General features: G+C 49.1%; 16 protein-coding genes. 8 read left to right on the plus strand and 8 right to left on the minus strand.

The genetic code is table 11. The annotated features are described in order from the left end of the window. Positions 1–39 precede the first annotated feature (39 nt). Positions 40–1215, plus strand: a complete 1176-nt coding sequence (gene purT / locus C7I86_RS06375) for a phosphoribosylglycinamide formyltransferase 2 (RefSeq protein WP_010872432.1) — start codon at positions 40–42, stop codon at positions 1213–1215. A gap of 164 nt (positions 1216–1379) precedes the next feature. Here purT and C7I86_RS06380 read toward each other — a convergent pair whose 3' ends face one another. Then, positions 1380–1688, minus strand: a complete 309-nt coding sequence (locus C7I86_RS06380; protein WP_010872433.1) for a YkvA family protein — start codon at positions 1686–1688, stop codon at positions 1380–1382. A gap of 189 nt (positions 1689–1877) precedes the next feature. Between C7I86_RS06380 and C7I86_RS06385 the strand changes: the two genes are divergently transcribed. Further along, on the plus strand, positions 1878–2858 hold the full coding sequence (locus C7I86_RS06385; protein ID WP_010872434.1) for an LmbP protein: 981 nt from the start codon (positions 1878–1880) through the stop codon (positions 2856–2858). 87 nt (positions 2859–2945) lie between these two features. Further along, positions 2946–4337, plus strand: a complete 1392-nt coding sequence (locus tag C7I86_RS06390) for a TldD/PmbA family protein (RefSeq protein ID WP_010872435.1) — start codon at positions 2946–2948, stop codon at positions 4335–4337. On the opposite strand, the gene mnmA is transcribed toward C7I86_RS06390, so the two are convergent. From mnmA to C7I86_RS06405, 3 genes are all read right to left on the minus strand, one after another. Continuing rightward, positions 4334–5410 (minus strand): tRNA 2-thiouridine(34) synthase MnmA, encoded by a 1077-nt coding sequence (gene mnmA / locus C7I86_RS06395; RefSeq protein ID WP_010872436.1) that lies wholly within the window; start codon positions 5408–5410, stop codon positions 4334–4336. The two genes, C7I86_RS06390 and mnmA, sit on opposite strands and share 4 nt — an antisense overlap. Positions 5411–5523: 113 nt before the next feature. Further along, positions 5524–6621 (minus strand): hypothetical protein, encoded by a 1098-nt coding sequence (locus tag C7I86_RS06400; protein WP_010872437.1) that lies wholly within the window; start codon positions 6619–6621, stop codon positions 5524–5526. An 8-nt stretch (positions 6622–6629) separates the two neighbouring features. Continuing rightward, on the minus strand, positions 6630–8096 hold the full coding sequence (locus C7I86_RS06405) for a glycoside hydrolase family 13 protein (RefSeq protein WP_020861692.1): 1467 nt from the start codon (positions 8094–8096) through the stop codon (positions 6630–6632). 121 nt (positions 8097–8217) lie between these two features. Between C7I86_RS06405 and C7I86_RS06410 the strand changes: the two genes are divergently transcribed. Together C7I86_RS06410 and egtD are read left to right on the plus strand one after the other, a co-directional pair. Then, the gene (locus tag C7I86_RS06410) at positions 8218–9942 is read left to right on the plus strand and encodes an ABC-F family ATP-binding cassette domain-containing protein (RefSeq protein WP_010872439.1); all 1725 of its coding nucleotides are present in this window, start codon (positions 8218–8220) and stop codon (positions 9940–9942) included. Between the two features lie 100 nt (positions 9943–10042). After that, entirely contained in the window at positions 10043–11056 is a 1014-nt protein-coding gene (egtD, locus tag C7I86_RS06415) for an L-histidine N(alpha)-methyltransferase (protein WP_010872440.1), read from the plus strand. Here the strand turns inward: egtD and C7I86_RS06420 are convergent. From C7I86_RS06420 to C7I86_RS06430, 3 genes are read right to left on the minus strand one after another with little or no spacing between them, the layout of a single operon-like run. Next, positions 11049–11642 (minus strand): hypothetical protein, encoded by a 594-nt coding sequence (locus C7I86_RS06420; RefSeq protein ID WP_010872441.1) that lies wholly within the window; start codon positions 11640–11642, stop codon positions 11049–11051. The genes egtD and C7I86_RS06420 overlap by 8 nt on opposite strands. Then, the gene (pyrF, locus tag C7I86_RS06425; protein ID WP_010872442.1) at positions 11621–12316 is read right to left on the minus strand and encodes an orotidine-5'-phosphate decarboxylase; all 696 of its coding nucleotides are present in this window, start codon (positions 12314–12316) and stop codon (positions 11621–11623) included. Before pyrF ends, C7I86_RS06420 begins: the two co-directional genes overlap by 22 nt. A gap of 46 nt (positions 12317–12362) precedes the next feature. Next, positions 12363–13232 carry a lipopolysaccharide assembly protein LapB gene (locus tag C7I86_RS06430; protein ID WP_223211354.1) on the minus strand — a complete coding sequence of 290 codons (870 nt, stop codon included), beginning with the start codon at positions 13230–13232 and terminating at the stop codon, positions 12363–12365. A gap of 199 nt (positions 13233–13431) precedes the next feature. On the opposite strand from C7I86_RS06430, the gene C7I86_RS19085 reads away from it, so the two are divergent. From C7I86_RS19085 to C7I86_RS06440, 3 genes are all read left to right on the plus strand, one after another. After that, positions 13432–13587: a hypothetical protein gene (locus C7I86_RS19085; protein ID WP_223211355.1), complete on the plus strand. Its 156-nt coding sequence runs from the start codon at positions 13432–13434 to the stop codon at positions 13585–13587. Between the two features lie 4 nt (positions 13588–13591). Continuing rightward, on the plus strand, positions 13592–13999 hold the full coding sequence (locus tag C7I86_RS19090; protein ID WP_223211356.1) for a hypothetical protein: 408 nt from the start codon (positions 13592–13594) through the stop codon (positions 13997–13999). Positions 14000–14259: 260 nt separating this feature from the next. After that, positions 14260–14553: a hypothetical protein gene (locus tag C7I86_RS06440; protein ID WP_223211357.1), complete on the plus strand. Its 294-nt coding sequence runs from the start codon at positions 14260–14262 to the stop codon at positions 14551–14553. A gap of 3 nt (positions 14554–14556) precedes the next feature. Here the strand turns inward: C7I86_RS06440 and C7I86_RS06445 are convergent, their stop codons facing one another. Beyond that, positions 14557–14799 carry an HNH endonuclease gene (locus C7I86_RS06445; protein ID WP_041425959.1) on the minus strand — a complete coding sequence of 81 codons (243 nt, stop codon included), beginning with the start codon at positions 14797–14799 and terminating at the stop codon, positions 14557–14559. Between the last annotated feature and the right edge of the window lie 93 nt (positions 14800–14892).

Raw genomic sequence — 14892 nt, forward strand, 5'->3', positions numbered from 1 at the left:
ATCCCTAGCCGGTTAACCCCCACCCTCTAACATTTAACCATGGCCAATCCTGTCACTTTGCCCCAAACTTTTCTGTTACTCGGCTCTGGGGAATTGGGCAAGGAATTTACCATTGCCGCCCAGAGATTGGGCAATCGGGTCATTGCGGTGGACCGTTATCCGGATGCGCCAGCCATGCAGGTGGCCCAGGTTGCCGAAGTCATTTCTATGTTGGATGGGAATGCCCTGGAAGCAGTGGTAAAAAAATATCAGCCGGATTGGATTGTGCCAGAAGTGGAGGCCATCCGCACGGAAAAATTGTTGGAGCTGGAAGCCGGGGGCTATCGGGTCATTCCCACCGCCCAAGCCACCAATCTGACCATGAACCGGGACCGGATTCGGGAGTTGGCCGCCCAACAGTTGGGGGTACGTACTGCCCGTTACAATTACGCCACCAGTTTGGCCGAGTTAGAGGAGGTAAGCCAGGCCATTGGTTTTCCCAATGTGGTCAAGCCGGTCATGTCTTCTTCGGGTAAGGGGCAATCTGTAGTTAACAATGCAGGAGAGGTGCAACAGGCCTGGTCAGCGGCGATCGCCGGAGCGAGGGGGGATCAGACCAAGGTGATTGTGGAGGAATTTATTCCCTTCGAGTTGGAAATTACGCTCTTAACTATCCGCCAATGGCAGGGAGAAACTCTGTTTTGTGATCCCATTGGCCACCGCCAAGAACGGGGAGACTATCAAGAATCATGGCAACCAGCCCCCTTAACCCAAAGGCAACTAGCCCAGGCCCAGGCGATCGCCAAAACCGTTACCGATGCTCTGGGGGGGGCGGGTATTTTTGGAGTGGAATTTTTCATTACCCCGGAGGAAGTGATTTTTTCCGAATTGTCCCCCCGGCCCCATGACACTGGCATGGTTACCCTCATTTCCCAAAACTTGAACGAATTTGAGCTACATTTGCGGGCCATTTTAGGTTTACCCATTCCTCAAATTAAACAAACGGGGCCCGCCGCCAGCGCAGTTATCCTCGCTCTAGAAGCTGGGGAAAAGCTTAGTTACGCCGGATTAGCAGAAGCTTTAACAGAATCCGGCACCGATGTGCGTTTATTTGGTAAGCCCAATGCCAGACCCCATAGGCGTTTAGGAGTTGCCCTAGCCCAGGCAGAATCGGTCGATGCAGCCCGACGTTTAGCCCAAACTGTGGCGGAAAAGGTAATAGTGCAAACAGAATAACAGACAAACAAAAACTTCCCTAAGGAGAGATTCCCTGGGGGAAGTTAAAAAGCTCTGGGTTTTGGTCACTGTATTCCGTTGTCGAAATCCTCAGGATCTGAAAATTTTCCGCAGTTAGGGAATCAGGGGAAATTTAAGAACATTTCAGGTTTGACCCGACCGAATTAACTGTGGGCCACGTCCTGTCCCACCACATCCACCACATCCACCACCACGGTTTCCTGGGGGGCATCCTTTTCCTGCTTGGTTGTCTTGTTTTTTAAGCCAGTGAGAACCATTTGGGAAATTTCCGATACCAGCAAAGTGGCAATTAAACCATCGTCAATCCAACCAAGTACGGGGAAAACGTCGGGCAGAAAATCGATGGGACTGAGGAGATACACCAAGGAGCCGAGGACAATCCACCAACGGTACCGGGGATGGTTCAGCATTTGACGGTACCAACCATAGAGAGACTCGAGGGAAAATTTCATGGGGTGCGGGGGGAAAGAACAATTTAATTTTGGCAGATCCAATGGGGGCTCCGGGGGGGAAAACTCCCAGGCTTGGGGACGGATTTCCCTCTAGCCTTGGGTTTAGCCAGCAGTTTCTCTTTTGAGCGCTGACATTGCCCCCCAGTCGGCAATAATGTATCTGTCGTTAACCTTGTCTTTGCCAGGCCCATGCTGATTTCCCGTGCCCCTGTCCGCATTAGTTTTTTTGGTGGGGGAACCGATTATCCTGAGTATTTTCTCCAGCATGGTGGTGCGGTTCTAGCTACGGCAATCGACAAATTTTCCTACGTTACTGCTAGTCCTTTTCTGAGTCATTTATTTGACTATTCCATTCGCGTTTCCTACCGCAAAGTGGAATTGGTTAAAAATCCTAGCGAAATGGAGCACGTGGTTTTTCGGGAATGCTTGAAATTCTGTGGTTTAGAAAAAGATATTGAGCTTCATAACGTGGCGGATTTACCAGCTTTTACCGGTCTGGGGTCTTCCTCTGCTTTTACGGTTTCCTTGCTCCAGGCTCTGCACTCTTTTAAAGGGGAATTTATCCGTCCTTTGGATTTAGCCTATGAAGCCATTTATGTCGAAAGGCATTTGGTCAAAGACAAGGTGGGTTGTCAGGATCAACTAATGGCCGCCATGGGGGGATTTAACTTGGTGGAATTTCGCAAGGAAGACGATATTGTGGTCAGTCGGGTCACCATGGCCCCGGAAAGGATGGCGGAGTTTGAAGAACATATTTTTATTGTTTTTACCGGCATTAAACGGCGGGCAGCCAATGTGGTGGAAAAGCAATTAAAAAGGGTGGGTGATAATCGAGAAACCCTGAAACTGATGCGTGCCATGGTGGACAAAGGTTGGGACATTTTAACTAGTAACCAATGTTTGTCAGCCTTCGGAGAATTATTGGATCAAGCCTGGCAGGCAAAGCGAAGTTTAGATGTGGGCATTTCCAATGGCGACATTGACCGCATTTACCAACAGGGAAGGGAAGCCGGGGCCTGGGGCGGTAAATTGCTGGGGGCTGGAGCAGGGGGTTTTATGTTATTTTTTGCCCCCCCATCAGTGCATCCCCGTTTGGCGGAAACTTTTAAGGATCATCAAGTCTTGTCGGTAAAAATTAATGCCCCTGGTTCCCAGATCATCTTCTCTTAGGTTGAAAGCTGTTTATTTCCATGGACCCTGACGGTCAAGCAAGGGCAGGAAAAGTATCATGGATGATGACGCCCTAATTCTTTGCCCATGAACTTAGCCACCATTAAAGTCACCTTGCCGGAACTAATTGGCCGTTACCAGTCCCAGGCAGACTTTATCAGTATTCGTTTGGAACAGTCCGAAGGAACCCAAATTAGCTTGCGGAGTGACCAGGTGGAAACCCTCAGTGAGGGTATTGCCATGGGTGGCCAGGTGCGGGTTTGTCATCAAGGGGGTTGGGGTTTTGCCAGTTTTAACCGTTGGGAACAGTTACGCCAAAGACTAGAAGAGGCGATCGCCGCCGCGCGATTAATTGGGGATGATGAAACCCTGTTGGCTCCCATTGATCCGGTTCAACAAACCTTTATCAATCCTTTAACGGGCAAAGATCCCCGCCAGATTAGTTTGGCTGATAAAAAAGCTCTGTGTGACCACTACAATGATTTGCTCCGGGGCACCAGCGATAAGATTACCACCACCCATGTGCGCTACAGCGACAGCCAACAAACGGTGTTGCTAGCTACTTCGGAAGGGACTCTGTTGGAGCAATGTTGGTGGGATTTGGAAATGCGTTTTGCGGCCACCGCCAAAGATGGCAACGGCGTTCAAGTAGGTAGAGAAACCACAGGCTCCCGCCGGGGCTACGGGGATTTGGAAAATTTAGACCAGGTGGTGCAGGGGGCGGCCCAACGGGCAGTGAAAGCGTTAACTTTGCCCACAGTGCAGGGAAAAACTTATCCGGTGGTGATTGACCCAATTTTGACTGGGTTATTTGTCCACGAAGCCTTTGGCCATCTGTCCGAAGCGGATATGCTCTACGAAAATCCCGACTTTTTGGAAGTGATGAGTTTGGGTCGGCGCTTTGGCCCGCCGGAATTACAAATTTTTGATGGAGCGGCTCCACCAGGGCACCGGGGTAGTTATGGTTTTGACGATGAAGGGGTGCCCGCCAGTACCACCCAGTTGATTAAAGATGGGGAATTGGTGGGTAGGCTCCATTCCAGGGAAACGGCGGGGAAATTGGGGGAAAAACCCACTGGCAATGCCCGCTGTTTGAACTACCACTATCCCCCCATTGTGCGGATGACTAATACGTGGATTGGCCGGGGCGAAACTCCTGTGGCTAATTTGTTAGACGGCATTGAGGAAGGGATCTATGCCCAAAATTGGCTGGGGGGTATGACCAACGGGGAAATGTTCACCTTTAGCGCTGGAGAGGCCTGGATGATCCGCCATGGTCAGCTAGCGGAACCGGTTAAAGATGTGACCCTGTCCGGCAATGTGTTTAAAACCCTGGCTAACATCGAGGCGATCGCCGACGACTTTTATTGGGATGAGTCTGGGGGCTGTGGCAAAGGGGGCCAAAATGGTTTGGCGGTGGGTTGCGGTGGCCCCAGTTTACGCATCCGGGATGTGGTGGTGGGGGGCGATGCCGCCTAGACCCCTGCTGTTTCGGACTTTTGGGGGCAAATAATACCTCCCCCTAACACCCGATCGCCGTCATAGAGCACTGCGGCTTGCCCTGGAGTGATGCCAAATTGAGGTTCGTCAAAGACCAGTTTGATTTGTTGATCGTGCCAGGGAATGGCATTGACGGTCACTGGAGCGGAACGGTAGCGCACCTGCACTTCACAGCGGATGGGGGCTGTTGGCTCTGGAATGGAAACCCAGTTGAGCCGTTGTACGTAGCATTCCCCACTGCCCGCACTCTGGCGATCGCCGACAATGACCCGATTCATCACCGGATCGAGCTTAACCACGTATAACGGTTCCGCCGCCGCAATACCTAACCCTTTCCGTTGGCCAATGGTGTAGTGATGAATGCCTTCATGGTGGCCCAACACCGCCCCGGACAGATCAACAATTTCCCCCGCTTTCGGGGCGATGTATTTGTCCAAAAAGTCCCGCATGGAGCCATGGGCTTCAATCAGGCATAAATCCTGACTATCTTTTTTTTCCGCTGTGCTCAAGTCAAATTCCGCTGCCAACTGTCGGGTCACAGTTTTGGTTTGCTCCCCCAGGGGAAACAGGGTGGCCGCCAAAATTTCCTGGGATAGGTCATAAAGGAAATAGGATTGGTCCTTCTGGCGATCGACCGCCCGCAACAACTCGTAGCGTTGACTGGCTTCATTAAAGCGAATGCGTGCATAGTGCCCCGTGGCAATTTTATCGATACCGAGGGACTGCTGAGCATATTGCAGCATAGGGCCAAATTTGACCGCCTTATTGCATTGGGAACAGGGTAATGGGGTCACGCCCTCGCCGTAGCCCTGCACCAGATAATCAATGATGTGATTTTGGAATAAATCTCTGGTGTCCACAATTTCGTGGGGCACCCCCAACTGCTCACAAATGGAAGCGGCATCCACTAGCCCTTCCGAACAGCATTGACCCTTACCCTTCATTAACCAGAGGGTAACTCCCACCACGGCATAACCTTGACGGTGCAACAGGGCCGCCGCCACCGAACTATCTACTCCGCCGGATAGTCCCACCACTACTTTTTGCGTCATTGCTGGTTTACTCTGCGCTCCAAATTGACAGGGGTTGCTTTAACAAATAGGCCCTAACCCAGCTTAACCTAGAAAAACTACCGCCAGAAAATGAGCATGAATAAAACCTTGATTCAATAATTTTCCTGATATTCAAAGCGGGTGTGGGGAGTGAAGTCTGCTAAACCATCACAGGCCATAATGCCCTGGGTCGTCAAACCTTTTGCTGGATAAGGATGGTAAATATTTAAAAAATCGTCCAACACCATTGTCAGATCTTCATAGGCTACCGTCTGCTTCCTTAGGGCTTGGTCTAGAAAAGGAACTAGGGATGCTAAAAAATCCTGACTAACTATGGTGCCCAATTGGGCTTGATCCGTTAGACAGTTAAAACTTTTCTCGACCATGCCATTACTTTGAATTTGACAATGGTCTTGGCTCCGCTGCCAAATTTGATCATCTTCCAGGATAGATCCCCCACCAAAGTCACGTTCGTGAGCAAATACGGTATGGACACAACCAACGGAATACACTGATGCTTGGTTACGACCGAAATAAGGATAACGAAAACTACAAACGTCCGTTAATAAATGGGTCTGGGGATGACGTTTAACATGGGCTGGGGCAAAAGAATCCTGGACGGTATGGAGCGATGCTCCAATAAATTTTAAACCCAATTGTTTGCGTTGATAGCGGTCCAAGTTTTGGTTGACTATTTGTTGGCCCGCCATTACCTCAGTGCCATAAATTACTGCATTTTTGATAAAATTTTGAGACAGAATACAAGACTCTTTGGCACTAAGAGCCTGTTGTTGATGCGGGTCAAGATAATTACGGGTAAAATGCATTACCTGGGAATGGGATTCGCTGTGTTCGATCATCCCAGTCAGTATTTTTTTCTGTTCTTGGGCGGTAAAATGTTCCCATTCCTGTCCCAGCAAAATTCCGATTAAACTTGTGGCAAATGCCGGATCAAGTTGAGGAAAATCATTAACCACATTGCCATAGGCCAAAGGATGGGATAAATAATTTACGCCGCCGACATAATCACCATAAAAAACCCTAGTTAATTTATCATCACTGGATTGGAGTCTTGTGAGCGCAAATTTAGTCAGATATTCATGGCCTGGCACAATGTAACAAGAAAAAGCCTGAACAGGTGGAGCTTCCCAGGATAGCAACCAAATAAACCCCAGAAAAGATAGACATTTTTGAAAAAATGCTAGCTTCATGACCAAAATCAAATGATGGCGAAAGCTGCTCCTGATTGAGGGGCCATGGTCAAAAGTAACCCTGCGGTGTTCCGGTCAATTACGGTCTCACCATTAGCGCTAAATACAGGTTCAGCTATGTCTATTTTATCCAAATTTATTATGTCTGGAGATAATATAATTTCTATTATGTTGTCACCACTATTAACGGCAACCATTAGGGTTTCATCGCCGTATTGCCGTTGAAAAACATAGCCCATACCTGCCGTGGCGATAATTTTGTAATCCCCCAATTGCAAACATTGATAGCGATGGCGCAGGGCAATCAATTGGCGGTAGAATTCCCAACAATCCAAGTCCCAGTCAGTTTTAGCAGGAAAAACTCGGCGACAATCGGGGTCGGCCTCCCCAGGCAAACCCACTTCGTCTCCGTAGTAAACACAGGGAGCACCGGGGAAAGTAAACATCAGTAAAAGAGCGAGGTTAACGCTGGGCCGATCGCCATTGGCTAGGGTTAATAAGCGGGCGGTGTCGTGGCTGTTGAGTAAATTTAATTGGGTTAACTGAATTTCCCAGGGATGTTGTTGCAGCAGTTGGCTAATTCTTTCCCCATAGGCTTCTGCAGTTAGGGCTGGGTAAGGACGATATTCTTCCCCCCGTAGATGTTCTTTTTGCAGGCGATCGCCAATGGCAAAAGCTACGGTAGGTTCGGTAAAGCGATAGTTCATCACCCCATCGAATTGATCTCCGGCTAACCAGGGGCTAGCATCACACCAAATTTCCCCCACAATGTAGGCTTCTGGATTAATGGCCTTGACCCTGCAGCGGAATTCTTGCCAAAAACCTTCCGCTTTGACACAATCGGGCACATCCAAACGCCAACCATCAATGCCCTGGGCAATCCAATACTCCCCCACCCGCATCAAATATTCCCGTACGTCGGGATGGTCATGGTTAAACTGGGGCAGGGCCCGCAAATCTACCCAGCCCCGATAGTTAGCTGGCAGAGAACCGTCATAGGCTGATAGGGGCCAATCTTCAATGTGAAACCAATCTAACCAAGGAGAATGGGGGCCATTTTCCAAAATGTCGTTGAAAAAGTAGAAACCCCTGCTGGCATGGTTAAACACTCCATCCAAGACTACTTTCATCTCCCGGCGGTGGGCCTGGGTTAGTAAAGCCTGCAACGCCTCGTTGCCCCCCAGTAGAGGATCCACTTGGTAATAGTCATGGGTGTGATAACGGTGATTACAGGCGGACTGGAAAATGGGGGTCAAGTATAAAGCGGTAATGCCCGAATCCTGGAGATAATCCAAATGTTCGATCACTCCCCACAGGTTGCCCCCCTTATAACCCTGCACCGTTGGCGGGGCCTCCCATGGTTCTAGCTTTGGTTGTTGAGCGACGGCGATCGCCTGTTGTTGGCCGATGGCAAAACGGTCAGGAAAAATTTGATAGAAAACGGCTTTTTTCACCCAATCTGGGGTTGTAACCATGGTGATTCTAGTCCTTGTTAATAATTTGTTAATATTTACCCTGTCGTAATGGTGGGGCACAGGTTTTTAAAGGCAATTTTTCGATACACTGGAAGCTCAGTTTCCCCCCAGCCCTATTCCTATGCTCCGACTCGAACACATCCGCAAAATTTATCCCACCGGCGAAGTTCTTAAAGATGTGAACTGGGAAGTTAAACCAGAAGAACGGGTAGGCCTGGTGGGGGTCAACGGGGCCGGAAAATCCACCCAACTCAAGATCATTATGGGGGAAGTGGAGGCCACTGCGGGGGAAATTATTCGCCCAGCGGCGCTGAAAATTGCCCATTTAACCCAAGAATTTGACGTTACTCCCAGCCGTACTTTGCGGGAGGAAATGTGGACGGTATTCACCGAGGCGAACCAGGTTCAGGATGCCATGCACCACGTCCATCAGGAAATGGAAGTAGCCGATCCCGATACCCTAGAAAATTTAATTCACAAATTAGATAAATTACAGCGGCAATTTGAAGGCCTAGACGGTTATCGTTTGGAGTCGCAAATTGAGCGGATTTTGCCAGAAATTGGTTTTGAGCCGGAGGATGGCGATCGCCTGGTGAGTTCCTTTAGTGGCGGCTGGCAGATGCGGATCAGTTTAGGCAAAATTTTACTCCAGGAGCCGGATTTACTGCTGTTGGACGAGCCCACCAACCATTTAGATTTAGAAACCATTGAATGGCTAGAAACTTACCTCAAGGGCTTAAAAACTCCCATGGTGATTATTTCCCATGACCGGGAATTTCTCGACCGGCTTTGCACCAAAATTGTCGAAACGGAACGGGGAATTTCCACCACCTATCTGGGCAATTATTCCAGTTATCTAGTGCAGAAAGAAGAAGGCAATCTTGCCCTGGCCAGTGCCTATGAACATCAACAAAAGGCCTTGGCTAAACAACAAGCTTTTGTGGATAAATTCCGGGCCAGTGCCACCCGCAGTACCCAAGCGAAAAGCCGAGAAAAGCAACTAGAAAAAATTGAACGGGTAGAAGCTCCTGTGGGTGGAGTAAGAACCCTAAAATTCCATTTCCCCCCTGCCCCCCGCAGTGGCCGGCAAGTGGCGCTTATTGAAGATATTTCCCATTCCTTTAACGATAAATTGCTCTTCCTGGGGGCTAATTTGGAAATTGAACGGGGCGATCGTATTGCTTTTTTGGGGCCCAACGGTTGCGGTAAATCCACCCTCCTGCGGATGATTATGGGTATGGAATTGCCAGACGAAGGGCAAATAAAATTAGGGGAACACAATATTTTGCCCGGCTATTTTGAGCAAAACCAAGCGGAAGCTTTGGATTTAGAAAAAACCGTTATGGAGACCATCCATGATGAAGTGCCCGACTGGAAAAATGAAGAAGTGCGGACCCTGTTAGGAAGATTTCTCTTTTCTGGGGAAACGGTGTTTAAAAAAGTGGCCGCCCTCAGTGGGGGGGAAAAAGCCCGTTTAGCCTTGGCGAAAATGTTGCTCACCCCGGCCAACTTTTTAATCCTTGATGAACCGACCAACCATTTGGATATTCCCGCCAAAGAAATGCTGGAAGAAGCTTTGCAGGAATATGAAGGCACCGTGGTACTAGTTTCCCATGACCGTTATTTTATTTCTCGAGTAGCTAATAAAATAGTGGAAGTTCGGGACGGGGAACTGGTGGCTTACAGCGGTGATTACCACTACTATTTAGAAAAGTTAGAAGTGGAAAAAGCCGAAGAAAAGCGTCGTCTGGCCGCTGAACAAGCTGCTAAAAAACAAGCCGAAAAACGGGCTAAACAAGCGGCGAAAAAGGCAGAACAGAAGAGCAAAAAAGTGATTGCTCCTTAGATACGGCCAGGGTAAAAATTCTGAATCTATCCCTGGTCTGTCGATCTGGAGGGACAGTTCAGGTTATGGTGCGAGGATGTGTTAGTTTTTGCACCTCACCATGGTCTCCGTTCAAAATTCCCTCCGCCTGCAGATAGAAAACCGGCTCCTCAGCCATCCCCAGAGCTATGTCAACCATGGCCAGGATGTTATTGCTGGTTTACAGCAATCCCCTAAAACTTTGCCGCCCCACTATTTTTACGACGACCGGGGTTCCCTGCTGTTTGAGCAAATTTGCTTACTGCCGGAATATTATCCCACCCGCACCGAAGCGAGCATTCTCCAGGCGATCGCCAAGGAATTGGTGCAAATTACGGGGCCCTGTGACTTCATTGAATTGGGTAGCGGCAGTTCCACTAAAACCCGGATTTTATTAGATGCCTTTGCGGAAGAAAATATTGCCCTACGCTATATTCCCGTTGATATCAGTGAAGCGATTTTAAGAGAAAATGCGGAGGCTATTTTAGCTACCTATCTCCACTTAACGGTGCAAGGTTTAGTAAGTACTTATCAGTTGGCGTTGGCATCATTGCCCGATCATAATTATCCCCATCGTTTGATGGCATTTTTAGGCAGTTCTCTCGGTAATTTTTCCCCTGAAGATTGTCAAGTATTCTTTGAACAAGTAGGTCAAGCGTTAGACCCAGGGGATTACTTTTTATTAGGGGTGGATTTATGCAAACCTGCTGATATTTTAGAAGCCGCCTATAACGATGCCCAAGGGGTAACGGCGGAATTTAATTTAAATATGTTGCGCCATTTAAATTGGCGTTTTCAAGGTAATTTTGCGTTGGATAACTTTTCCCATCGGGCTGTATTTAATCAGCAAAAATCCCAAATTGAAATGTATTTACGCAGTGGCACGAAGCAAACGGTGCGGTTGGAAAATCTTGATTTAACGGTGGATCTGCAAGCTGGAGAAACCATTCTGACGGAAATATCCCGCAAATTTTCCCTCCATGCTAACAATCCCAACGCCATTCCCCGGCAATTGGCGGACCATGGCCTAGAGCCACTCCAAGTGTGGACCGATGACCAACAATGGTTTGCTGTGATTTTAAGCCGGGTCAACTAGCAGCAAATACCCCTGCCTGACAATCCCTCAACCATAAACGAATGCCTTGGGCGATCGCCCCGGTGCTGGCATCCCGTCGGGGAGAAGGGGGCTGATCCGGGGAGCTTCCCCCTAATTGTTGGTACAGTAAGGCCAATTGCCAACCCTGCTCCGTTTGCACAAAAAATGCCCAGTAAAAATTCTGGCTGGCGATCGCCCGTTGGTCGGTGTAGCTTCTTTCCAGGGTGGTGAAAAAAACCTGTTTAGTGGTATCCGGTACTTCCGTTTGCCACTGTTGTTGAGCTAGGGGCAGGGGATCAAAATCCGCATTGCCAGCAATCAAAATGTAAGTTCTCAAAGGAACGCCACCAATTTGACTCCGTTGCATGACCCGATTGGTATAACTGGGCAGTGCGTCCAGTAGGGGGGGCATCAATTCCGCTAACGGTTGTTGGCAGTGGCCTCCGTTGGGGGAGCGGCTATTTCTGGCTTGGGCGGAGCTTAAACCCAGGCCTGTGACCAATATCAAGGCAAAGCCAGTGACAGATAGGCCAAATTTGACTACCGAGGAGAAGCCCAACAATTTTAAACAGCAAGGTCTTGGCATAATCTTTCCCAAGCGGCTTCGGGACTAGGATCAGCAGTGATGGGTCGACCAATGACCACATAATTGGCCCCAGCGGCGATCGCCTGGGCGGGAATCATGACCCGTTGTTGATCGCCTGGGGCCGACCAGAGAGGCCGCACGCCGGGGGTAACCAGTAAAAATTCAGGGCCGCAGGTTTGCCTCAGTTTAGCCACTTCCTGGGGGGAACACACCGCTCCATCAATGCCAGCATTTCGGGCCAACCGGGCCATGGCGTTGACGTAATCATCCACGGCTAAGGGTTGTTGTAACTCTTCCCGTAACTGGCGATCGCCAATGCTAGTGAGCAGGGTAATGGCCAACAGTTTGGGAGGATGGGGCAATGGGGCCATGGCTTGGGCGGCTAAGGTTAAAGCTTGACTTCCCGCAGTGGCATGGAGAGTGAGTAAATCCACTTCGTACCGACTGGCAGACAGGCAGGCCCCCAACATCGTATTGGGAATGTCATGGAATTTCAGATCCAAAAAAATCCTTTTACCCCGGTCTTTTAACTCCGCCAAAATGACCGGCCCCGCCCCCACAAATAATTCCAGCCCCACCTTCCAAAAACCTACCCCTGGCAAACGATCCACTAAGGCGATCGCCTTGGGTAAATCCGGCACATCTAGGGCAACAATTACTTGGTCTGGGGTCATGGCAAAGTTGAGGAGTTATGGCAGAGGAATGGGAAAATTCGAGCTTTTACAGGTCGTCACTGGGGGGCGGCAAAGTACGCAATACTTCCACCATGGTAGGGGTAGCAAATAGGGCTTTCGTATCTGCAATTAACTGCTCTCCCCAAAGATTTTTGACCAGGAAATCAATTTCCCCATAGCGACTATCTAAATTGAGGGCATCCTGGGCCTTCCGCAATCCTTCCTCCGTTTTGCCCTGTTTATACAACGCCACGGCGATCGCCAATTGGGGTTCCGGTTGTTCGGAGTCAATTTTGATCACTTCTTGCCAACGTTTGAGGGCGGTGTCAATTTTTCCCTGTTCGTATTCAATCAAACCAATATTGTTGAGGGCCGGCCAGAACTGCTCTTCTGCTTTCAATGCTTTTTGGTAGGCAGTGACCGCATCGGGATATTTGACCAACTTGAGGTAGGCATTCCCCAAATCAAACAAAGCGGCGGGGGTATCGGGGCGCTGGGCCAAACCTGCTAGCAACACCTCCACAGCTTGGTCATACTGACCTTTTTGGAAATAGGCATTACCCAAAGTAAACTTAATGCCTGCTTCCTCTGGAGCCAAGGCCTCGGCTTTTTTCAGCACTGTGATGCCCGGCTCCACTTCCTCCTGCTGTAGATAAAGAGTGCCGAGAATGAACCAGGTTTGAAACTGTTCCGGGGCCAGTTGGGTTGCCAGTTTAGCCCGGGGAAAGGCCAGGTCGTACTGCTGAAAGCGCACCAATTGCACCACATCTTCTGTGAGCGCCAGGCCCTGATCTTCCAACTGCTGTTGGTCTAAATTGGGGGTGTAGGGCAGAACCGCCTGGGAAAACACCGGAGCCGCCCCACCGGCCAAGCCCAGTTGTAGTCCCCATAAAAGCAACCAATGACGTTTTGACACAGTAAATTTTTCCATCGATCAATGTTTTGAGCCGTCGTGGGGGAACGTTACAGTCTCCCAGCTTACCCAAAGCAAAACCTAATCATTAGGTTAAATAGGGTAGGGCCCAACACCTTGGTGGTGTGCGTTTATTGTATCTAGCCCGACGTTGTTTTGGCCATCCATCTTCATCCTTAGGAGCCGGAAACAATTTTGTTCCATGCCCCATTCCCCCCTCAGCCAGGCTAACTTCACCGATGAATTTTTCCCCAGCATCTTTCTTTTCTTTCCTTATCCCTATGCAGCTTGGGCGGGAATTAATCATGCCGCTGGGCTTAGCTGTGACTTTTGGGTTAACGTTTTCCCCTGCCGCTAAGGTTATGGCCCAAACGCCCTCCACAGATCCAGACTTTGCCAGTGTGAAGCAACAATTGGAAGCCAAGCAATTCAAAGTTTTGTTGTCGCCCCCTCCCCAGCGGGGAGCCTATGGATTAATCAATGCTGAAAGCCGCACTATTTGGATTCATCCCCTCACCTTTGAACTGGGTATTGCGGTGCCGGTCATTATCCATGAGGCAGTCCATGCCGCCCAAGTATGTAAGGGTAAAGGTCAATTAGCCCCCCTGGGGGTAACGGCCGAACCATTGGTCTATGCCCAACCTTTCTGGCTCAGGTATGGCAATATTCACCGCCAAGACTTGGAGCGGGAAGCATTCACCATACAGACCCAACCCAATCGCATGGCCTTAGTTTCTGGTTACCTTAATCAATTTTGCCCATCTCGATAACTCATTTCCGCCAGGGCCAACGGGTACCCATTTCGGTTTTGGCGGACCAAATTAGGTAAAGCACCAACAGGCCAACGCCTGCAAGAAAGGGCAATAGATCTTCTTTCATAACTTCCCACGTCGTAATTTTGCTTAGGCTACAGCAAAAAAAGGCGATCGCCACAGTCAATGACGACAGACAGGTCCAAACTCAAAATAAAATTTCAATACTAAACAACTTTATTAATCTTTACAGTTTTCCTGAGTTGGTGGAACTATCATTGTTTTACCAAGATCCCAACTTGATTATAGAGTTTATGTTTTTACAGTCCTGGAAAAGCTTAGAGGGAACCCATTTGAAGGACAAGTACTTACTTGAAACCTTGCTTGGGATTGGTGGGTTCGGCGCAGTGTTTCTGTCAAAAACAGTCGGCCACGATGGGGCGATCGCCAAGGTTGCGGTGAAATTAATGGTCTGGGATAGCAAAAGGGAAAAAGAACAAACCCAAGAACTGGAGTTGGCAACTACGCTCAAGCACGACAGGCTAATCAATTTTGTCGATCTTGATCATTGATGCTTAGCAATGGCGACGACGAAAGCGGGGATCAAACTTAGCTCCTTTACTGCCATTACAACTCTGACAAAGAGTTTGCAGATTACTCATGTCATTACTACCGCCCCTTGCCAAAGGAATAATGTGATCTACCTGTAAAGCCGTTTCATTGTGACTACAACCACAAGCTCGACAACGGTAATTATCCCTTCGGAAAACATACTCACGAACGACGGCAGGGATGGGAATACGGGGCGTTTTTTCCATGGGAGTGGCACAAGAAACAAGGAAAATATCAATTTTTGTAAAGTCGAAGTCAACGGCCAATTAGTTTGAGCATAGCCTTGTATTAGAGCGATT

Source organism: Synechocystis sp. IPPAS B-1465 (genome assembly GCF_003015225.1).
Taxonomy (GTDB): domain Bacteria; phylum Cyanobacteriota; class Cyanobacteriia; order Cyanobacteriales; family Microcystaceae; genus Synechocystis.